Genomic DNA, 19,118 nt, shown 5'->3' on the forward strand with positions numbered 1-19,118 from the left:
GGGGCCGTCCTCGACGCTGTCCCTCCGCTTCGCTACGGGCGTCTGCGGGCGGGCGGTCGCCCTTGCCGGGCCTCACCCGGCCCGTTCTGGAGCGATCACTGTGACATTCAATCTCGACGGTTTCGACCTCGACGCCTTTGTCCGCAATACGCTGGCGGAGGACCTCGGCGTGGGGCTTTCGGGCGGCGGCCGCGACGTGACCAGCGAAAGCGTCATCCCTGCCGATGCCCGCTTCGCCGGGGTGATGGACACGCGCGATGCGATAGAGGTGGCGGGGCTGGGCGTGGCCGAAGCCTTCTTTCGCGCACTCGATCCGGACATGAAGATAGAAATTGTGGTCGCCGATGGCGAAAGCGTGCCCGCGGGGACCGACCTGATGCGCCTTGAAGGCAATGCCCGCGCCATGCTGACCGCCGAACGCAGCGCGCTCAACACGGTGCAGCATCTTTCGGGCATCGCCACGATGGTGGCGCAATATGTGCGCGCGATGGACAATCCCGACTGCACCCTGCTCGATACGCGCAAGACCATCCCGGGCCTGCGCCACCTGGAGAAATACGCGGTGCGCATGGGGGGCGGCGCGAATCACCGGATGGGGTTGTGGGATGCGGCGATGATCAAGGACAACCACGTGCTGGTCGCCGGATCGGTCGGGGAAGCGGTTCGCCGCGCGGTTGCCGCCGGGGTTTCCGATATCATCTGCGAAGTCGACAGGATCGACCAGATCGAACCAGCGCTCGCTGCAGGGGCCACGCGGCTGCTGCTCGACAATATGGAGCCCCCGGTGCTGCGCGAAGCGGTGGCGCTGGTCGGCGGGCGCGTCCCGACCGAAGCAAGTGGCGGGATCAATCTCGAGACGATCCGCGCCAAGGCGGCGACGGGGGTGGATTATGTCTCGGTCGGCCGCCTTACCCAGAGCGCGCCGGCAGCCGATATCGGTCTGGACTTTACGCCCTTGTGATTCGGCGGCATTCATCGCCTTTCGCCGTAGAGGGATAATCCATGCGCCCGACCTCCATCGTCCTGTTCGAACGCCTTTTCCTGCTCAGCCTGGCGATCGCGCTGGTCAACGGGTTCCTCCAGTATGACGCGCTCGTCGCACAGGTCGGAAACGATCCCGCACTGGCACAGCTGGGCTGGGGTAGCGGCGCGATCCTGGTCGTCATGGCGATCAGCCTGCTGATCCCCTTGCTGCTGTGGTATTTCATCGCCCGCCGGGCCAGCAACATCGCCAAGTGGATCCTGGTGGTGATGACGCTGCTCGGACTGCTGTTCGTCAATCTCGAACCCGGCCAGCTCGGCAGCCTGGCCGGCATCGCCTCGCTGGCCGTGACCATCCTTCAGCTGGTCGCCATCGTGCTGCTGTTCCGCGCCGATGCGCGCGCGTGGCTGAGCGATGATGCCGATGATGCCGAGGCGCCCTAGCCTAACCGTCTTGGCGCCCCTGGCCTGCCTGCTGGTGCCCGCCGCACCGCTGGCAGCGCAGCACTACCAATGCAGCGTCCCGCGCAGCGTCAACGTGCCCCGGGTAACGCCCGATGCGCCGCCGCGTCCCATGCCCGTCACCGGCTATACGCTGGCGCTCAGCTGGAGCCCCGAATTCTGCAAGCCGCGTCGGGGGCAGCCGCGCCATGCGCGCCAATGCAGCGGGCAGGCCGGACTGTTCGGTCTGGTCGTGCATGGCCTGTGGCCCGAAAGCGGCCGCAGCTGGCCGCAGTGGTGCCCATCGCGCCGCCAGCTGCAGGCACGAGATCTGGCGGCGAACATGTGCCTCTCGCCATCGGCGGCGCTGCTGGCCCGCCAATGGGCCAAGCACGGCAGCTGTATGGCGCGAAAACCGGCAACGTACTTCCGGGTAACGCGGATATTGTGGGACGGCCTGCGCTTGCCCGATTACGACCGGGTGAGCCGCGAGGACGGGCTTACTGCCGGCACGATCCGCACCCGCTTCGTCGATGCCAACAGGGGCTGGCCGCGCGAGGCAGTGGGCGTGAAGCTGAATGCGCGCGGCTGGCTGGAGGAATTGCGGCTATGTTACGACAAGCGGTTCATGCCCGCACGCTGCGACCGGACGCGCTTCGGCGCGGGTGATGCCGCCCCGGCCAAGATCTGGCGCGGCATTTAGCCGGCTCTTTGACGCGAAGCGGGCGGCGTTCACCGTCGCTGCCTGAAAAACCCCTGCAGCATGTCCGCGGCGCGCTGCTCGCCGATTCCCGCATAGACTTCGGGACGATGGAGGCACTGCGGCTGGTCGAAAACGCGCGCGCCATGTTCGACTGCCCCGCCCTTCGGATCGCTGGCCGCGTAATACAGCCGGCCGATCCGCGCGTGCACGATCGCGCCCGCGCACATCGCGCAGGGCTCCAGCGTGACCCACAGGTCGCAATCGGTCAGCCGCTCGGTACCGAGCGATTCGGCAGCGCGGCGAATCGCGAGGATTTCGGCATGGGCAGTGGGGTCGTGAAGATCGCGCGGCGCATTGTGCGCTTCGCCGACGATTGCGCCGTTCCGGGTGACGACTGCGCCGACGGGCACCTCGCCCGCGGCGGCGGCGGCGCACCCCAGTTCAAGCGCGCGGTCCATGAAGCGCCGATCTATCACGGCGCTTGCCGTCCGTTTCGATGCCGAGGACCGCGCGCCGATACTTATTCGTCGCCGGTTACGGGTTCGCCAGCGGCATCGTCCGGGCCATCGACATCGACGTCGAGCGTCGGGACTTCGACGGTTTCGGTACCGGTGTCGACATTCACTTCGGGGCCTTCCACGTCGAATTCGGGCATGTTGCCGCCATCGACATCGACTTCGGGCATTTCGCCTTCTTCCGTCTGGTCGACATCGCATGCCGCCAGCGACAGCGAGGCAAAGGCAACCGCGCCAGCAAGGACAAATTTACGCATAGAAGTGCTCCTAAGGATTGGAAGTGTATGGTAGGTGCCTGTGCGAACCGGCGCAACAACGCATCTACCTTGACGATTCGGCCCCTCGCCGCTATCCGCGCCGCTTTCCGGGACAAACCGAGCCCCGAACCCGATTTTCGGGGCACCAACACTCGAACGAGAGACGTATCATGTCGCGCATTTGCGAACTCACCGGCAAGGGCCGCCAGGTCGGTCACAATGTGAGCCACGCCAACAACAAGACCAAGCGGGTGTTCCTGCCGAATCTACAGAACGTCACGCTGATGAGCGAGAAGCTCGATCGCAGCTTCAAGTTCCGCGTGTCGACGCAGGGCCTGCGTTCGGTCGAACACAATGGCGGGCTCGACAACTGGCTGCTCAAGACCAGCGACGAGAAGCTGTCGACCAACGCGCTCAAGGTGAAGCGCGAACTGAAGAAGGCGAACGCCGCTTCCGCATAAGCCGTGCGGGCGCTGCGGCGCCCCGGCACCTGCGGCGGTTCGAAGGGCGCGCGAGGGCTACTCGCGCGCCTTTTCGCGTGTCTGCCATCGCAGCTTGAGCAGCAGCGTCCGCTGGAAGGACATGAAGTTGTCGTCCGAGATCAGCCAGACATGCTGCCCGTCGGCATCCTCGGTAAGGGTCAGGCCCTCGTAATTGTCGCGCGGGATGGTTTTTCCCAGTTCGGCCAGCAGGCGGGCCGTCACGATCCCGTCATCGTCGGGCGCGTCGACATCGAGTTCGGCGATCGCGGTTTCGAACCCCAGCGGGATGCCCCAGTCCAGACGCCGCAGCAGAACCAGCGCGCGGCCCTTCCCGACCGGAGCGGCATCGACCGGACGATATCCGGCAGGAATATCGACGACCACGCTTTGCGGATTGTCGTCCTCCACCGGGTCGCCTGAAAACAGCACCGCCATATGCCGCGATCCACGCCAGCGGCGCGAACGCTCCTCGATCGCGAGAAAGCGTCCATCGGCGAGACGAACGAGCAATTCGACACCCGAATTGCTGGCCCAATCCGCCATCAGCGCTGGCCGCACTTCCTTGTCGGGCCGGAAAGCGGCATCGAGCCGGACGATCGCTTCGCGATATTCATAGCCGGCCCAGACCGTTCCGGTTTCCGGATCGACCGCCAGCGATTCGAGGTCCCGCCCCATCTTGTAGGATGTCTCGCTCGGCTCGAACGCGCTGAACAGGCCCGTCCGGCGCCCGCGATCGGGTCGGTGGAACTCGAGCTTGCGCCCCGTATCGCTGCCGGCAAGGAAGCGGCCATCGGGCAAGGCGACGAGCGCCGAGATTCCCCCGAAGCGCAGGCGATCGCCCGCCAGCTCCCATGCGCCAAGCAAAGTGAAGGGCCCAGCCGTGCGTTGCTGCGCCGCGATGGGTGTCAGAGTGACGTCAGGCTGCAATGCGCGGGGCGGCGGGGGCGAGCGCAGCCAGGTCCCGGGGGCGAGCGCGACCGTCAGCGCGGCGGCAAGGAGAAGGCGCTTTGGACGCATGTGAGCGGGTCTCTCCAGAGCGCGCGGACGCGCGTCAAGCGCTCAACGCATCGGCCCGGTGAAGAGCAGGGGATCAAGACGTGAATTGCGCCATTTCAGGCTCCAGTGCAGATGCGGCCCGGTCGCGCGGCCCGATGCGCCGATATCGCCGATATGCTGGCCCTGCCGGACCTGTTCACCCTCGCTCACGTAAAGACGCGAGGAATGCAGGAACGCGCTGTTCAGGCCCTGGCCGTGGTCGATGATCAGCAGCTTGCCCTCGAGGCTGAAATCCTCGGCCGCAAGCACCACCACGCCGTCGGCAGGGGCAACATAGGGCGTCCCGCTGCCACCGGTCGCGATATCGATGCCCGAGTGGTAGCTGCCCGGTTCGCCGCGGTAGATACGCTGCGCCCCGAAGCGGCCCGAAATGCGTCCCTTGACCGGCCAGATGAAATCCTGTCGCCAACCCGTCGCCCCGGTCTCCCTGAGCCGTGCATCCCAGATTGCGTCGAGTTCGGGCTGGCGGCGCCGCATGAACGATGCCGAGCTTCCACCGGCGCGGCGTGCGACGTTCACGCGTTCGATGTCCCAGGCCCGCGGTGCAATCGCGAGCGGTCTGGTGACGGTCCGGCCATCGGCCAGCGTCGCCCGCAGGGTCGCGGCCGGGTCCGCATCGCGGTCGAAGGCGGCAAAGAACCGCCCGTCTTCGTCCAGCGACAACGGTTCTTCGCCGAGCGCGGCTTCCACGGTTCCGGCGGGTACACGCCCCCGGATCCAGCCGCCCTGCTCCAGTTCGCCATCGAAGGTGAATAGGGGCGCGCGGGCAGCGGCCGTGCTGGGACTGGGTGTGGGAGTGGGCACCGGCGCAGGGGTGGCCCGGACGGGCTGTACGACTTCGGCCGGGGCCGCGGATTCCGGCTCGGCAGTCGGAACGCAGGCGGCGGCTACGAGGAAGAGCGGCGCGACCCGGATCGGATTCACGGTGCGAGCCGCTCGGTCGCGAGCTGCGCGCTGGCATAGGCTTCCTGGTGCTCGACCGACCAGTAACGCAGCTCGTCGAGCGGGATCGGCACCCCGCTCATCGCACAAAAGACATGGTTGCCCGCGCGCAGGACGCGAAAGCCCGAGGGGCCGTACTGCAGTTTGGCCTCGCCATTCGCCGGGCCCGAATTCTTGTTCATCAACATGGCGGCGTCCCTAGCATTTGCGCGTCACCCGAACAAATCATCCTGCTTGGGTGGGGTTCCGGATTTGCGCGGCTTGCGACGCGGCGCGGGGAGAGGAGGCTCCATGCCAGTCGCCACCACGAGTTCGCCATCGCGGAACTTGAGCGTAAGCGCCGCCTCCTGCGCCGCCGCCGCCCGGTCGGTGATGGTCCGCCCGTCGGGCCCGGTGACGCGCACATAGCCGCGCGCCAGCGGGCGGTCGGGATGAAGCTGTCCGGCCAACCGTGCGAGCGCCGCCAACCGCTCGCGCCGCTCGGCCAGCGGGCGTTCGACGAGCGCGGGTGCAAGCTTCAGCCCGGCGAGCGCGCGCTGCGCCTCGCGCAGATTTCGCTTGAGCACGACCGGGGCCAGCCGCAGGTTGGAGAGCTTTTCGCGCCCCTGCGCCGCGCGGTCGCGCAAGCCCCGGCGCAGGCGTTCGGACAGATCGTCGAGCCGCTGCGCATGCGGCTCCAGCAGCGCCTCGCGCTGGGGGAGCCGGTCGGCGCGCGCCTGCAGCCGTTCGCGCCCCAGCTGTACCGGGCGCAGGATCGCGCGTTTCTTGCGCGCTTCGAAATCGGCCAGCACCGCGGCGAGCTCGGCGCGCACCGGCACCGCCATTTCCGCCGCGGCGGTCGGCGTTGGCGCGCGGCGATCGGCGGCGTAGTCGGCCAGCGTGGTATCGGTTTCATGGCCGACCGCGCAGATCGTGGGGATGGGGCACTCGGCAATCGCGCGCACCACCGCTTCTTCGTTGAAGCTCCACAGATCCTCGATCGACCCGCCACCCCGCGCGACGATGACCAGATCGGGCCGGTCGGGGTGTTCGCGGGGCATCTGCGCGAACCCGCGGACCGCGCCCGCGACCTGCTCGGCAGCACCCTTCCCCTGCACCAACACCGGCCATACGATCACGCGGCTGGGGAAGCGGTCGGCAAGCCGGTGGAGGATATCGCGGATCACCGCCCCGGTGGGCGAGGTGACCACGCCGATCGTTCGCGGCAGGAACGGCAGCGGCTGTTTGCGCTCGGCCGCGAACAGGCCTTCCGCCGCCAGCCGCGCGCGAGTCTTCTCGAGCAGCGCGAGCAGCGCGCCCTCGCCCGCCAGCTCCATCCGCTCGATCACGATCTGGTACTTGGAACGGCCGGGATAGGTCGTCACCTTCCCGCTGGCGACCACTTCGAGCCCGTCTTCGGGATCGAACGGCAGGCGCTGGGTATTGCCGCGCCACATGACCCCGTCGATCACCGCCTGTTCGTCCTTGAGCGCGCAATACATGTGGCCCGATGCCGCGCGCTTCACCCCCGACAACTCCCCGCGCAAGCGCACGAAACCGAAGCGGTCTTCCACCGTCCGCTTCAACGCCTGCGAAATTTCGCTCACGCTGAGCGGCTCGGCGTTGTCGCCCGTGCGGCGCTTCGCTACCAAGCTCGCATCTTCGGAATCTGACGGGAAATCGGCGGCCATGAATATCCTTCTACTCGGGTCGGGCGGGCGCGAACATGCATTGGCGTGGAAACTGGCGCAATCGCCGCGGTGCGACAAGCTGTGGGCGGCGCCGGGCAACCCTGGTATCGCACAACATGCCGAATGCACCGCGCTGGATGCCGGCAACCACGACGCCGTGGTCTCCTTCTGCACGGACAACGCGATCGCCCTGGTGGTGATCGGACCCGAAGCTCCGCTGGTCGACGGGCTCGCCGATACGCTGCGCGCGGCGGGGATCGACACCTTCGGTCCCTCGCGCGAAGCCGCGCAGCTCGAAGGCAGCAAGGGCTTCACCAAGGAGCTGTGTCAGCGCGCGAACATTCCCACCGCACGCTACGAGCGCTGCGTCTCGCTCGAACAGGCGTGGGGCGCGCTCAAGCGCTTCGATCCGCCTTTCGTGCTCAAGGCTGACGGGCTCGCCGCGGGCAAGGGCGTGGTCATCGCCGAAACCTACGAAGAAGCCCAGCACGCGCTCGACGAGATGTTCGACGGCAAGTTCGGCAGCGCGGGCAGCGAAGTGGTGATCGAGCAGTTCCTGATGGGCGAGGAGGCCAGCTTCTTCGCGCTGACCGATGGCACGGCGATCGTGCCCATCGGCACCGCGCAGGATCACAAGCGCGTGGGCGCGGGCGATACCGGACCGAACACCGGCGGCATGGGCGCCTATTCCCCCGCTCCGGTACTGAGCGAGGATCTGCAACGTCAGGTCATGCGCGAGATCGTCGAGCCGACGGTGCGCACCATGGCTGCGGAGGGTACCCCCTATTCGGGCGTGCTCTATGCCGGGCTGATGCTGACCAAAGACGGCCCGCAACTGATCGAATACAATGCGCGCTTCGGCGATCCCGAATGCCAGGTGCTGATGATGCGGCTGGAAAGCGATCTGGTCGAACTGATGCAGGCCTGCGCGCAAGGACGGCTGGGCGACATCGCCGAGCCGGCGCTATCGGGCGATTTCGCGCTGACCGTGGTGATGGCGGCCGAGGGCTACCCCGGCACGCCCAAGAAGGGCGGTACGATCGATCTGGGTGAGGCCGAAGCCGGCGGCGCCAAGGTCTTCCACGCCGGCACTAAACTCGCAGGCGAGACGCTGACCAGCAGCGGCGGCCGCGTGCTCAACGTCACCGCGCGCGGAGCAAGCGCGACCGAAGCACAGGCAAAAGCCTATGAGGCGGTCGACGCGATCACCTTCCCCGACGGCTTCTGCCGCCGCGACATCGGCCAGCGCGAAGTGCGGCGGGAGCAGGCCTAACGCGCGACGAAGCCGGACCCCGGACGGGCCTGGGGTGATTTCATCGGTAGGCGGAGGAAGGTGGCCTAGCCCAGCTTCTCGGCAACCAGCGCCTTGAGGTCGGCTTCGCTGCGTGCGCCGTAGTGCGAGATGATCTCGGCGGCGCAGATCGCGCCCATGCGCAGGCAGGTTTCGAGAGTTTCGCCGCGGGCATGGCCGGTCAGGAAGCCCGCTGCGAAGAGATCGCCCGCGCCGGTGGTGTCGACGACCTTGTCGATCGGTTCGGCGGCAATTTCGGCGCGCGCGCCATTGGCAATGCCCACGGCGCCCCTGGCGCTGCGCGTGGCGACCAGCACGGGTACCTTGTCCTGCAGCATGGCCAGGCCCGCGTCGAAATCCGCTTCGCCGGTCAGCGTCGCCAGTTCGCTTTCATTGACGAAGAGAATGTCGATCTGACCTTCCTCGATCAGCGCGCGGAAATCGTCGCCATGACGATCGATGACGAAGCTCTCGCTGGCAGTGAAGGCGACCTTGCGGCCCGCGTTGCGCGCTACCTCGATCGCGCGGCGCATTGCGCGGCGCGGTTCTTCCGGGTCCCACAGATACCCTTCGAGATAAAGGATGCCTGCGCTGGCGATCAGCTCGTCGTCGAGCGCGGCGGGGGGGAGGAACTGGCTTGCCCCGAGGAAGGTGTTCATCGTCCGCTCGCCATCGGGCGTGACGAAGATGAGGCAGCGCGCGGTCGAGGGCTGGCCTTCGCGGGCCGGCGTGTCGAAATCGATCCCCACCGCGCGGATGTCGTGGCTGAAGACGTCGCCCAGCTGGTCGGTCGCGACCTGCCCGACGAATGCGCATTGCGCGCCCAGCGCCGACATGCCGGCAAGCGTGTTGGCGGCCGAGCCCCCGGAAATCTCCTTTGCCGGCCCCATCGCCTCGTACAGTTGCCGGGCGCCGTCCTCGTCGACCAGCGTCATCCCGCCCTTGTTGAGATCGAGTTCGGCGATCAGGTCTTCTTCGCAAGGGGCCATCACATCGACGATGGCATTGCCGATGGCGATTACGTCGTAACGGGGTTCGGTCATGGGTACTCCGGGGAGGGGATAATCGGTGTGTCGGGCGCGGTTAGCGGCTCGTCGGGGTTTGGCCAAGGGCAGCGTTGACTTGGGCAGGGCGCGCGCGCATCGCAGTGGCCCTATGGTGTCGCTTTCCCGCGCTCTTGTTCTGGCGATCGTCCAGCTCGGCGATCCCGCTATCCTGAAAGTGCTGGCAAAGACCGCAGTGGTCACGCTGCTGGTTTTCGCAGCGGGGGGCACGGCGCTCTATGTCGCGCTCGACAGCGCGATCGGTACCGCCTTCGGGATCGAGGCCGCCGGTCTCGGTGCACTGGGCGCGGCGGCGGCGACCGTGCTGGCTGCATGGTTCCTGTTCCGGGTAGTCGCGCTGTTCGTGCTGCAGTTCTTTGCCGAGGACGTGGTCCGCGCGGTCGAGCAGCGTCATTACCCGCAAGCTGCGGCGAACGCCCGGCGAATCGGGTTCGGCGAGGAGCTGGGCCATGCCTTGCGTTCGCTGGGCCGCACGCTCGTAGCCAATGCGCTTGCATTGCCGGTTGCCGGCCTGCTGCTGTTTACCGGCGTGGGCGCAGCAGCGGTGTTCCTGGTGGTCAACGCCTTGCTGGTCGGGCGCGAACTGCATGACGCCGTATGGCTGCCCCACCGCGCGCATGCGGCCGAAGCCGCGCCGATTGGCGGCGCGACCCGATTTCTGCTCGGCGCCGTGGTGGTGGCGCTGCTTGCAATACCTTTCCTCAACCTCCTCGCCCCGATACTGGGCGCGGCGAGTGCGACGCATCTCGTCCACCGCGCTCGAGAGAAAGGTCCGCATGCGTAAGTCCGTCCTGTTCCTGCTGCCGCTGCTGGGCGCCTGCGCCACCGGACCCGTACCCGGCTCCACTGCACCGTCGCGGCCGGCGTCCGCGCCGCCGCCGCAGCAAGTGCGGGTGGCTCCGTCGACCCCCGACTTCCGCGCGCCGCGGGTCATGAATGTGCCTGGCCTCGAAGGCGTGATCGGCCGCAACCAGACCGCGCTAGCGAATATTTTCGGGCCGCCGCGAATCGACGTAACCGAAGGTGACGCGAAGAAGCTGCAATTCGTGGGCGAGGCCTGCGTACTCGACATCTATCTCTATCCGCTCAGCCCGGGTGCGGAACCCAGTGCAACCTATGTCGATGCACGCCGCGCGAGCGACGGGCTCGATGTCGATCGCGCGGCCTGCGTGCGCGCGCTGCGCCGCTGAAGCCCGCATCCGCTAACCCGGACTTAAGCAAACCGCGCTAGGCTCCGCGAACCGGTGTTAGGCGGGAGTTTGGTACAGATGAGCGTGCATTTCGGCGAACTGGCGATGAAATTCGGTGCGGACGGCGTGATTTCGCCGGGCGAGGTGCTTGCGCTACGGCGCGAAGCCTGGCCCGATGGGCATATCTCGCAGGCCGAGGCCGAAGCGATCGTTGCGCTCAACCACCAGCTTACGTCGCGCTGCCGGGAATGGGTGGAATTCTATGTCGAGGCGCTGGGCGAATATGTCGTCAATCAGCGTGCGCCGAAGGGCTATGTCGATGCCGAGAACGCGGCATGGCTGATGGCGCAGCTGGACGCCGATGGCACGCTTGGCTCGATGGCCGAGATCGAATTGCTGGTGCGCGTGTTCGAATGCGCACAGAACGTGCCGGTATCGCTGAAGGACTATGCGGTCGCGCAGATGGAACACGCCGTTCTCGAGGGGACGGGGCCGACGCGCGATGGCGGCATGCTCGAAGCCGGCAATGTCAACGCGGCCGAGGCATTGCTGCTGCGGCGGGCGATATTCGCCCCCGCAAGCGAACGGCCCGCGGCCGTGGGACGCAAGGAAGCCGAAATGCTCTTCCGGCTCAAGGATGCAACGCTGGGCGCGGACAACGCCCCCGAATGGAAGCATCTGTTCGTGCAGGGCATTGCCAATTACCTGCAGGCCTACAGCGATCCGAATGCGCAGCTGAGCCGCGAACGCGCGGTCGAACTGGATGCCTTCATGGGCGATACGCAGGCGCGGGTCGGCGGCTTTCTCGGCCGCATGGCCAAGGCCTCGCCCAATGCATTTGGCAAGATCTTCGGCCGCAAGGCGCCTGCTCCGGATCGCTCGGAGGCCGTCGGCCGCGCATACGCCGTTACCGATGACGAGCGGGAATGGCTCGAAGCGCGGATCGAGGCCGATGGTCAGATCGACGAATACGAGCAGGCGCTGCTCGATTTCCTCGCCGAAGACTGAGCTTCACTTGCGGAGCGCGTGAAAACCGTTCTTGGCGAGCGCGCGCCAGCGTTTTTGCCGGTGCGCGTAGAACAGGCGCGCGAATCCCGCGACCAGCGGCGTCAGCATGCCCGCATCGATATGCACGCGATCGGTGTAGCGCGTGCAGCCGTCACCGGGGGCGATTTCGATCCAGTGATCCCAGCGGCGAACCAACGGTGAATGGCCATTGTCGCGCAGCACATGCGCAGTCGGCGGAGATGCGGGAAATTCGATCCCGATGACCTGCCAGCCGATGGGAAAGATCCCGAAGACGAACATCCACGCGCGGTATTCGCCCGGGGTCCAGCGGCGGGGAAAGCGCCCGCCGCACGGCACGAAGCGAATCAGCGGCGCAGCCACATGCCGGAGGAGGGCGCTCGTCTGCGCGTGATCCCAGACCGCCTCGGGTGGCGCGTCGAGCCAGGTCGTCAGCTCGGCGGTGCGGGTCACACCATGAAGCTTTCGCCGCAACCGCAGGCGCCCTTGGCATTGGGATTTTCGAACACGAAGCCGGCGGTGAAATCGTCTTCCACCCAGTCCATCGTGCTGCCAATCAGGTAGAGCACGCTGGCGCTGTCGATATAGAAGGTCCCGCCGGGGGTTTCGATCTTCTCGTCGAACTTGGCTTCCTCGGTGACGTAGTCGACCGAATAGGCAAGCCCGGAACAGCCGCGCCGGGGCGTCGACAATTTGACACCGATGGCTTCGTCGGGCGCTTTCGCCATCAGCTGCGCGACGCGCTGTTCCGCGCGCTCGGTCAGGATGACGGCTGCCTTCGGCGCCGCGCGTGTCTTCGTATCGCCCATCACAGCATCCCCAGTTCGAGCCGTGCCTCGTCGGTCATCTTGTCCGGGCCCCAGGGCGGGTCCCACACCAGATTGACTTCCGCATCGCGCACGCCGGGCACGCTGGCCGCACGCAGTTCGACTTCGGCAGGCATGGTTTCGGCGACCGGGCAATGCGGCGTCGTCAGTGTCATGGTGACGGTGACATCGCTCTCGTCATCGACCTCAACCCCGTAAATCAGCCCGAGATCGTAGATATTCACCGGGATCTCCGGGTCGAAGATTTCCTTCAGCGCGGCAACGACCGCTTCATAAAGGTCGCCGCCCGGGGCGCCCGCGGGCAAGCCCTCGGGCTTTTTCTGCAGGAACCCTTCGAGATAGTCGCGCTTGCGCTCCATCGTGGCGCGCGCGCTTTCCTCGGGATCGACCGCATCCTCCACCCGGGCGCGCGGCGGCTTTGCCGTTGCCACGTCTGCGGGCGATGGTGCCGCGATCCAATCCTGGTCCTTGTTCGTTCCTTCGCTCATCCGAAGATCCTCTGGGTGCGTTCGATACCGCGCAGCAGCGCAGCGATGTCGTTTTCGTCGGAATACAGCCCGAAGCTCGCCCGGGCGGTGGCGGGAACCCCGAGATGGTCCATCAGCGGCTGCGCGCAGTGATGGCCAGCCCGGATCGCCACATTCTCTTCATCCAATATGGTGCCGAGATCGTGCGGATGAACCCCCTCGATCGCAAAGCTGACGATGCCGGCGCTTTCTTCCGGGCCGAACAGCGTGACCGAATTCAGCGCACGCAATTCGTCGCGCAGCTGCCTGGCAAGGCCCGCCTCATGCGCGAACAGCCGGTCGGGTCCCAGCGCGGCGACATAGTCGATCGCGGCATGCAGCGCGATCGCCTCGGTGATGATCGGGGTTCCGGCTTCGAACCGCTGCGGGGGCGGCGCATAGGTGGTCTTTTCGAAAGTGACCCGGTCGATCATCGCGCCGCCGCCCTGCCACGGGGGCATGGCACCGAGAATTTCCTCGCGCGCCCACAGCACGCCGATCCCGGTGGGGCCATAAAGCTTGTGACCCGACAGCGCGTAGAAATCGCAGCCGAGCGCCGCCATGTCGAGCGCCATGCGCGGCGCGGCCTGACAGCCGTCCAACAGCAGCTTCGCACCGACCGAATGCGCGATATCCGCCGCGGCGCGTGCATCGAGCACGCTCCCGAGAACGTTCGAGACATGCGCCAGCGCGACCAGCCTGGTCCGCGGAGTCATCATGGCTTCTAGCGCACCCAGATCGATCCGGCCGTCTTCAGTCAGCGGGCAAACATCGATCTGCGCGCCGGTCCGTTCGGCGACCATCTGCCACGGGACGATGTTCGAGTGATGCTCCAGCATCGACAGGACGATGCGATCGCCCTCGCCGATCTGCGCCATGCCCCAGCTCGCCGCGACCAGATTGATCGCTTCGGTCGCACCGCGGACGAAGATCACCTCGTCCTCGCCCTTCGCGCCGATGAATTCGGCAACGCGGCGACGCGCGGCTTCATAGCCAAGCGTCATTTGCGCGCTACGTCCGTACACGCCGCGATGGACGGTGGCGTAATCCACGCCGAGCGCGCGGGTCATCGCATCGATGACGGCCTGCGGTTTCTGCGCGGTGGCGGCTGTGTCCAGGTAATGCCACGGCGCGCCATCGCCGGTTACCATGCCGGGGAAATCGGCACGGACATCGGCGGCAGGCGAAAGGGTGGCAGCGACGCTCACAGCGCCTTGTCCACCTTGTCGAGCGCGATCTGCATCAAGGTTTCGCGCGTTTCGTCATCGTCGAGAGCAACCAGAGCATCGCCGAGGAACGCCTGCACCATCAAGCGGCGGGCGAGTTCGGGAGACACGCCGCGCGCGGCCATGTAGAACCGTGCGGTCTCGTCGAGTTGGCCGACACTGGCGCCATGCGCGCATTTGACGTCGTCGGCGAAAATCTCGAGCTGCGGGACGGCGTTTACGCTCGCGCCTTTCTCCAGCAGCAAACCCTTGAAATCCTGTGCCGCGTCGGTCTTCTGCGCATGGCGCACGACATCGATATTGCCGAGGAAATTGCCCGTCCCGTGGCCCCAATGGACCGCGCGAACGGTCTGGTTGCTGGTGGCTTCGGGTTCGGCGTGGATCGTCCGCGTGACGAATTCGCGCACCGTATCGCGGCCGCCAACGGTGATTCCGCCGAATTCGAAATGCGCGCCCTTGTGAAGCGTGACTTCGACTTCCAGCCGCGCATATTCGGCGGCGGCAAGGACGGCGAAGAGTTCGCATGTCGCGCCTTCGCCGATGGTCACGCGCCAGCGGTGCAGCCGGGTGGGTTGCGGATCGTCGGCATCGCGGATCACCAGAGTATCGCGGAAGGTTTCACCCGCCGCGATATCGATCGTACGCCAGTCGTCGAGCGCTTCGCCCTGCAGCCGTTCGACTGCAGAATAGCGCCAGCCCTCCTCGCGCCGGGTGGGAAGTTCAGCGGCTTCAGGCATCGGCCATCACCGCGTCATAGCCTTCGTTCTCGAGTTCGATCGCCAGTTCGGGACCGCCGGTGCGCACGATGCGGCCCTGCGACAGGATCGACACCTTGTCGGGCTTCACCACTTCGAGCAGGCGCTGGTAGTGGGTGATCAGCAAGACGCCCTTCGCCGGGTCGCGCATGATCGCATTGATACCATCGCCCACGACGCGCAGCGCATCGATGTCGAGACCGCTGTCGGTTTCGTCGAGCACGGCGAACTTGGGATCGAGAATGCCCATCTGCACCATTTCGGCGCGCTTCTTCTCGCCGCCCGAGAAGCCGACATTCACATGCCGCTTGAGCATGTCGGGATCGAGCTTGAGCAGGGCCGCCTTGTCCTTCGCCAGCTTGAGGAACTCGCCGCCGGTCAGCGCTTCCTCGCCCCGCGCCTTGCGCTGCGAATTCAGCGCTTCGCGGAGGAATTGCAGGTTCGAGACCCCCGGGATTTCGACCGGGTACTGGAACCCGAGGAACAGCCCCGCAGCCGCGCGTTCATGCGGTTCGAGGTCGAGCAAATCGACCCCGTTGAAGCTGACCGAACCCTGCGTCACCTCGTAACCGGGACGTCCGCCCAGCACATAGGCCAGCGTCGACTTGCCGGCACCATTGGGGCCCATGATGGCATGGACCTCGCCCGCGGGAATTTCGAGCGTCAGCCCGTTGAGGATCGTCTTGCCGTCGATTTCGGCGTGGAGATTGTCGATTTTCAGCATGTCAGTTCCTGTCGTCGCGACGCGGTCCGCGGCTGGGGCGCCGGGGCGTCGATCCGTATTTCGATTGGTGTTCGCGGCGCGCGGTCTGCTTGTCGCGGTAGCGCGCGTTCATGGCAGCGAAGATCGGCTGCATTGCTGCTTCCACGTCTTCGAGAATGGTTTCGGCGGGGATCCGCAGCACTTCGATGCCCACTGCGCCGAGGCTCTTGTCGCGCCGCCGCGCAAGCGCGTCGTTCTGCTCCGGCTCGTCGATTGCGACCGCCAGGCCGAGCGGGTGCGAGACGAAATCGAGAATCGCCGAGCCCACCACAGTGTGGCGCGTGAACTTGAACTTACCGAAATCCTCTTTCGCAAAGCGCGCGGCGAGCGCCTTGTGCGCTTCGGTCGAATGCCGCCGCAGGTCGCGCGCACGATCGTGCAGCGCGTCGAGCCGCTTCTCCGAGATCTCCCAGCCGCGACCCTTCTTCTTGATCGTGAGCGCGGCATCGGCGGTCTCCGACGGATCGCGCAGCTGGAGAGTCTTGCGTTCGGTCATCCCACGCTCCCTTCGAGCGAGATCGCGAGCAGCTTCTGCGCTTCGACGGCGAATTCCATTGGCAGCTCCTTGAGCACGTCCTTGGCGAAGCCGTTGACGATCAGCGCCATGGCCTCCTCGTCGTCGAGACCGCGCTGCTGCGCGTAGAACATCTGGTCGTCGCTGATCTTGCTGGTGGTCGCCTCGTGCTCGATCTGCGCGCTGGGGTTCTTCACCTCGATATAGGGCACGGTGTGCGCACCCGACTGGTCGCCGATCAGCAGCGAATCGCATTCGGTGCGATTGCGCACCCCATCAGCGTTGGCGGCCACGCGGACCATGCCGCGATAGGTGTTGTTCGACTTGCCGGCGGAAATTCCCTTCGAGATGATCGTCGAACGGCTCCCTTTGCCATTGTGGATCATCTTGGTGCCGGTATCGGCCTGCTGGTAATTGTTGGTCACCGCGACCGAGTAGAATTCGCCCACGCTGTCTTCGCCGTTGAGCACGCAGCTGGGATATTTCCACGTCACCGCGCTGCCGGTTTCTACCTGCGTCCAGCTGATCTTGCTGCGCGCGCCCTGGCACAGGCCGCGCTTGGTGACGAAATTGTAGATCCCGCCCACGCCTTCGGCATTGCCGGGATACCAGTTCTGGACGGTGGAGTACTTGATTTCGGCGTCTTCCATCGCAACCAGCTCGACCACCGCGGCATGGAGCTGGTTCTCGTCACGCATCGGCGCGGTGCAGCCTTCGAGATAGCTGACATAGCTGCCCTTTTCGGCGATGATCAGCGTGCGTTCGAACTGGCCGGTGTTCTCCGCATTGATGCGGAAATAGGTGCTCAGCTCCATCGGGCAGCGCACGCCTTCGGGCACGTAGACGAAGGTCCCGTCGGAGAAGACCGCGCTGTTCAGGGTTGCGAAGTAGTTGTCGTGCTGCGGGACGACCTTGCCGAGCCACTTCTTGACCAGCTCGGGATATTCGCGAATCGCCTCGCTGATCGACAGGAAAATGACGCCGGCCCGCTTCAGCTCCTCCCGGAAGCTGGTGGCCACGCTGACGCTGTCGAACACGGCATCAACGGCCACCTTCTTCGCGCCCTTTACGCCCGCAAGCACTTCCTGCTCGCCCAGCGGAATGCCGAGCTTGTCGTAGACGCGCTTGATCTCGGGATCGAGTTCGTCGAGCGATTCGAGCTCAACCTTCTTCTTCGGGGCCGCGTAATAATAGGCGTCCTGATAGTCGATCGCCGGATAGCCGAGCTTGGCCCAGTCGGGCTCCACCATTTCCTGCCACAGGCGGAAGGCCTTGAGGCGCCAGTCGAGCATCCACTCGGGCTCGCCCTTCTTGGCGCTGATGAACCGGACCGTGTCTTCGGTCAGGCCCTTTTCGGCGAATTCGGTCTCGATGTCCGAAGACCAGCCGTGTTCGTACTCGGCGGCCTTTTCGGCAGCTTCACGCGCTTCGCGGTCCTGGATGTCGATTTCTTCGCTCATGCAATCTCTCTTTCGCGCGCCAGCTGGGTCAGCGGTATCGCTGCCAGCGCACCACGCAGTGCTTCATTGACAACCGGCCAGTGCGGCTTGACCAGGCATTCGTGTTCGACTGAACAGTCCGCGCCTTCGATGCAGGCGGTCAGTGCGATCGGCCCTTCGACCGCCTCGACGATATCGGCCACGGTAATCGCCGCGGCCGGCCGGGCGAGCTGCAAGCCGCCGCCTGCGCCCCGGCTCGACCGGAGCAACCCTGCCGCCGACAGCTTGCTGACCAGTTTCTGCACGGTCGGGACCGGCAATCCGGTCTCCGCGGCGAGTTCGCCCGCACTGGTCTTCGCGCCGCCGCAGTGACGCGAAGCGGCGCACATGGCGACCACGGCATAATCGGCTAGGTTGGAAAGGCGCATATCAAATCGGACCAAATCGTTCCGATTGGCCAATTAGGGGCGCCTCCCCAGCTTTTCAACGGGAAACAGCGTGTTGCGAGTCGTTAGCAATCAGAGCTCGTCGAGAGGCTCCCGGCCCAGCTGCTCGGCTTCCCCGGCGCCGAACAGGCTCACCGAACTGTAGCCGTCGGGGCCCAGCATGTCATTGATCGTGGAGCCCGAATTGGGCTGCAACCGCTTGGGTGTGCGCCCGGTGAAGAAGCGGATTTCCTTGATCAGAATGTGCCTGGTCGTAAAACGCTTCGCGGATTTCCGCTTCGATCTCGTCGGGCAATTGCGGCATCGACAGCAGGGTCGCCGCACGCACCGCGCGGTAGCGGCGCACCAGCCGGACCGGCGATTGCCCGAAGAATTGCGCGACGAGACGCTGCGCCTGTCGCTTTGAGTAGGGCAGCTGGTCGTACAATACGTCGAGCTCGGGCTTGAACGAACTCGACAGCCATTCGAGCGTGCGATCGATCACGGTCAGATGCTGGTCGGGCAGGCTCGACAGCCCTTGGCGGACGATGTCGCACATCGCGTCGAGCAATTCGCCATCATCGATCTCACCCGCTCGCCAGCGCGGCGCCAGTGTCGTATGGCGTTCTGCCAGCGGGTCCTTCAGTACCGTTTCCGGCTGCAGGAAGGCGTCGTGGTAGTCATGAACCGAAAGCCCGGACAGCGCGGCCCAGCCCCGGAAGTTGAGCGATACGCCGAATACAACCCCGGGCCCGCTGACGCTGAAGTTGCGCGCCTGGCACAGCGGCGCGACAAAGAACGCGTCGCTGGTATCGGACACCACATCGTCGAACTGCATTCGCCCGACACCGCGCCCGAACACCACCATCTGGCCCGAATAGGCCGGCAACACGTCGTCGAGCTGCCCATCGCTGGTGCGCCAGATATAGAGCGAGTTGAGATAGGGCGCGAGATCGGGTGGCGCCGCTACGAACTCGAACGAATGTGACGCCTCGCCGCTTGGTACAACCGCCAAACCCCTGCCCCCAAATCTCTTCCTCAACCA

25 protein-coding genes are annotated in these 19,118 nt (G+C 65.9%); 8 read left to right on the top strand and 17 right to left on the bottom strand.

All coding sequences use genetic code 11. The annotated features are described in order from the left end of the window. The first annotated feature begins 100 nt into the window (after nt 1-100). The 3 genes from nadC to SJY12_RS10105 are packed head-to-tail and all read left to right on the top strand — an operon-like array spanning nt 101 to nt 2,125. Nucleotides 101-961, top strand: coding sequence for a carboxylating nicotinate-nucleotide diphosphorylase (gene nadC, locus SJY12_RS10095; RefSeq protein WP_063506935.1), 861 nt, complete (start codon nt 101-103; stop codon nt 959-961). 41 nt (nt 962-1,002) lie between these two features. Next, the gene (locus tag SJY12_RS10100) at nt 1,003-1,425 is read left to right on the top strand and encodes a hypothetical protein (protein ID WP_397505276.1); all 423 of its coding nucleotides are present in this window, start codon (nt 1,003-1,005) and stop codon (nt 1,423-1,425) included. Nucleotides 1,426-1,435: 10 nt separating this feature from the next. After that, nucleotides 1,436-2,125: a ribonuclease T gene (locus SJY12_RS10105; protein WP_397505277.1), complete on the top strand. Its 690-nt coding sequence runs from the start codon at nt 1,436-1,438 to the stop codon at nt 2,123-2,125. 29 nt (nt 2,126-2,154) lie between these two features. On the opposite strand, the gene SJY12_RS10110 is transcribed toward SJY12_RS10105, so the two are convergent. Both SJY12_RS10110 and SJY12_RS10115 read right to left on the bottom strand, forming a co-directional pair. Beyond that, complete coding sequence (locus tag SJY12_RS10110; RefSeq protein WP_348347581.1) at nt 2,155-2,583, bottom strand: nucleoside deaminase; 429 nt, start codon at nt 2,581-2,583, stop codon at nt 2,155-2,157. 62 nt (nt 2,584-2,645) lie between these two features. Further along, nucleotides 2,646-2,897 carry a hypothetical protein gene (locus tag SJY12_RS10115; RefSeq protein WP_063506937.1) on the bottom strand — a complete coding sequence of 84 codons (252 nt, stop codon included), beginning with the start codon at nt 2,895-2,897 and terminating at the stop codon, nt 2,646-2,648. 170 nt (nt 2,898-3,067) lie between these two features. Here SJY12_RS10115 and rpmB point away from each other — a divergent pair, with 170 nt between their 5' ends. Then, nucleotides 3,068-3,358 carry a 50S ribosomal protein L28 gene (gene rpmB / locus SJY12_RS10120; RefSeq protein WP_050601534.1) on the top strand — a complete coding sequence of 97 codons (291 nt, stop codon included), beginning with the start codon at nt 3,068-3,070 and terminating at the stop codon, nt 3,356-3,358. A 57-nt stretch (nt 3,359-3,415) separates the two neighbouring features. Here the strand turns inward: rpmB and SJY12_RS10125 are convergent, their stop codons facing one another. From SJY12_RS10125 to xseA, 4 genes are read right to left on the bottom strand one after another with little or no spacing between them, the layout of a single operon-like run. After that, complete coding sequence (locus tag SJY12_RS10125) at nt 3,416-4,396, bottom strand: esterase-like activity of phytase family protein (RefSeq protein WP_397505278.1); 981 nt, start codon at nt 4,394-4,396, stop codon at nt 3,416-3,418. Between the two features lie 42 nt (nt 4,397-4,438). Continuing rightward, nucleotides 4,439-5,359 (bottom strand): M23 family metallopeptidase, encoded by a 921-nt coding sequence (locus SJY12_RS10130; protein ID WP_397505279.1) that lies wholly within the window; start codon nt 5,357-5,359, stop codon nt 4,439-4,441. After that, nucleotides 5,356-5,565 (bottom strand): DUF2093 domain-containing protein, encoded by a 210-nt coding sequence (locus tag SJY12_RS10135; protein ID WP_063505881.1) that lies wholly within the window; start codon nt 5,563-5,565, stop codon nt 5,356-5,358. Before SJY12_RS10135 ends, SJY12_RS10130 begins: the two co-directional genes overlap by 4 nt. A 24-nt stretch (nt 5,566-5,589) precedes the next feature. Then, nucleotides 5,590-7,047 carry an exodeoxyribonuclease VII large subunit gene (gene xseA / locus SJY12_RS10140; protein ID WP_397505280.1) on the bottom strand — a complete coding sequence of 486 codons (1,458 nt, stop codon included), beginning with the start codon at nt 7,045-7,047 and terminating at the stop codon, nt 5,590-5,592. On the opposite strand from xseA, the gene purD reads away from it, so the two are divergent. Then, nucleotides 7,046-8,320 (top strand): phosphoribosylamine--glycine ligase, encoded by a 1,275-nt coding sequence (purD, locus tag SJY12_RS10145; RefSeq protein ID WP_063510550.1) that lies wholly within the window; start codon nt 7,046-7,048, stop codon nt 8,318-8,320. The genes xseA and purD overlap by 2 nt on opposite strands. 65 nt (nt 8,321-8,385) lie before the next feature. Here the strand turns inward: purD and SJY12_RS10150 are convergent, their stop codons facing one another. Then, a complete protein-coding gene (locus SJY12_RS10150) occupies nt 8,386-9,381 on the bottom strand; it encodes an adenosine kinase (protein WP_397505281.1) in 996 nt (331 codons plus the stop codon). 112 nt (nt 9,382-9,493) lie between these two features. Between SJY12_RS10150 and SJY12_RS10155 the strand changes: the two genes are divergently transcribed. The 3 genes from SJY12_RS10155 to SJY12_RS10165 all read left to right on the top strand — a co-directional run bounded on the left by SJY12_RS10155 (nt 9,494) and on the right by SJY12_RS10165 (nt 11,600). Beyond that, nucleotides 9,494-10,186: an EI24 domain-containing protein gene (locus SJY12_RS10155; protein ID WP_397505282.1), complete on the top strand. Its 693-nt coding sequence runs from the start codon at nt 9,494-9,496 to the stop codon at nt 10,184-10,186. Then, on the top strand, nt 10,179-10,592 hold the full coding sequence (locus tag SJY12_RS10160; protein ID WP_050601526.1) for a hypothetical protein: 414 nt from the start codon (nt 10,179-10,181) through the stop codon (nt 10,590-10,592). The genes SJY12_RS10155 and SJY12_RS10160 overlap by 8 nt, the downstream gene beginning before the upstream one ends. 78 nt (nt 10,593-10,670) lie before the next feature. Beyond that, nucleotides 10,671-11,600, top strand: a complete 930-nt coding sequence (locus SJY12_RS10165) for a hypothetical protein (protein ID WP_397505283.1) — start codon at nt 10,671-10,673, stop codon at nt 11,598-11,600. A 3-nt stretch (nt 11,601-11,603) separates the two neighbouring features. Here the strand turns inward: SJY12_RS10165 and SJY12_RS10170 are convergent, their stop codons facing one another. The 10 genes from SJY12_RS10170 to SJY12_RS10215 form a co-directional block, all read right to left on the bottom strand. After that, a complete protein-coding gene (locus SJY12_RS10170; protein ID WP_397505284.1) occupies nt 11,604-12,071 on the bottom strand; it encodes a hypothetical protein in 468 nt (155 codons plus the stop codon). Further along, nucleotides 12,068-12,427: an iron-sulfur cluster assembly accessory protein gene (locus SJY12_RS10175; RefSeq protein ID WP_063506612.1), complete on the bottom strand. Its 360-nt coding sequence runs from the start codon at nt 12,425-12,427 to the stop codon at nt 12,068-12,070. Before SJY12_RS10175 ends, SJY12_RS10170 begins: the two co-directional genes overlap by 4 nt. Further along, nucleotides 12,427-12,933 (bottom strand): SUF system Fe-S cluster assembly protein, encoded by a 507-nt coding sequence (locus SJY12_RS10180; protein ID WP_063510547.1) that lies wholly within the window; start codon nt 12,931-12,933, stop codon nt 12,427-12,429. Before SJY12_RS10180 ends, SJY12_RS10175 begins: the two co-directional genes overlap by 1 nt. Further along, the gene (locus tag SJY12_RS10185) at nt 12,930-14,102 is read right to left on the bottom strand and encodes a cysteine desulfurase (protein ID WP_397506689.1); all 1,173 of its coding nucleotides are present in this window, start codon (nt 14,100-14,102) and stop codon (nt 12,930-12,932) included. The genes SJY12_RS10180 and SJY12_RS10185 overlap by 4 nt, the downstream gene beginning before the upstream one ends. Before the next feature lie 53 nt (nt 14,103-14,155). After that, the gene (locus SJY12_RS10190; protein WP_050601521.1) at nt 14,156-14,914 is read right to left on the bottom strand and encodes a SufD family Fe-S cluster assembly protein; all 759 of its coding nucleotides are present in this window, start codon (nt 14,912-14,914) and stop codon (nt 14,156-14,158) included. Further along, the gene (gene sufC / locus SJY12_RS10195; RefSeq protein ID WP_050601520.1) at nt 14,907-15,656 is read right to left on the bottom strand and encodes a Fe-S cluster assembly ATPase SufC; all 750 of its coding nucleotides are present in this window, start codon (nt 15,654-15,656) and stop codon (nt 14,907-14,909) included. Before sufC ends, SJY12_RS10190 begins: the two co-directional genes overlap by 8 nt. A 1-nt stretch (nt 15,657) precedes the next feature. Next, the gene (locus SJY12_RS10200) at nt 15,658-16,191 is read right to left on the bottom strand and encodes a DUF559 domain-containing protein (protein WP_397505285.1); all 534 of its coding nucleotides are present in this window, start codon (nt 16,189-16,191) and stop codon (nt 15,658-15,660) included. Continuing rightward, complete coding sequence (gene sufB / locus SJY12_RS10205) at nt 16,188-17,669, bottom strand: Fe-S cluster assembly protein SufB (RefSeq protein ID WP_063506607.1); 1,482 nt, start codon at nt 17,667-17,669, stop codon at nt 16,188-16,190. The genes SJY12_RS10200 and sufB overlap by 4 nt, the downstream gene beginning before the upstream one ends. Beyond that, nucleotides 17,666-18,076 carry an SUF system Fe-S cluster assembly regulator gene (locus tag SJY12_RS10210; protein WP_050601517.1) on the bottom strand — a complete coding sequence of 137 codons (411 nt, stop codon included), beginning with the start codon at nt 18,074-18,076 and terminating at the stop codon, nt 17,666-17,668. Before SJY12_RS10210 ends, sufB begins: the two co-directional genes overlap by 4 nt. A gap of 181 nt (nt 18,077-18,257) precedes the next feature. Then, complete coding sequence (locus tag SJY12_RS10215; RefSeq protein WP_397505286.1) at nt 18,258-19,088, bottom strand: hypothetical protein; 831 nt, start codon at nt 19,086-19,088, stop codon at nt 18,258-18,260. Nucleotides 19,089-19,118 lie beyond the last annotated feature (30 nt).

This window comes from Qipengyuania sp. R86523, assembly GCF_044596365.1.
GTDB lineage: Bacteria > Pseudomonadota > Alphaproteobacteria > Sphingomonadales > Sphingomonadaceae > Qipengyuania > Qipengyuania citrea.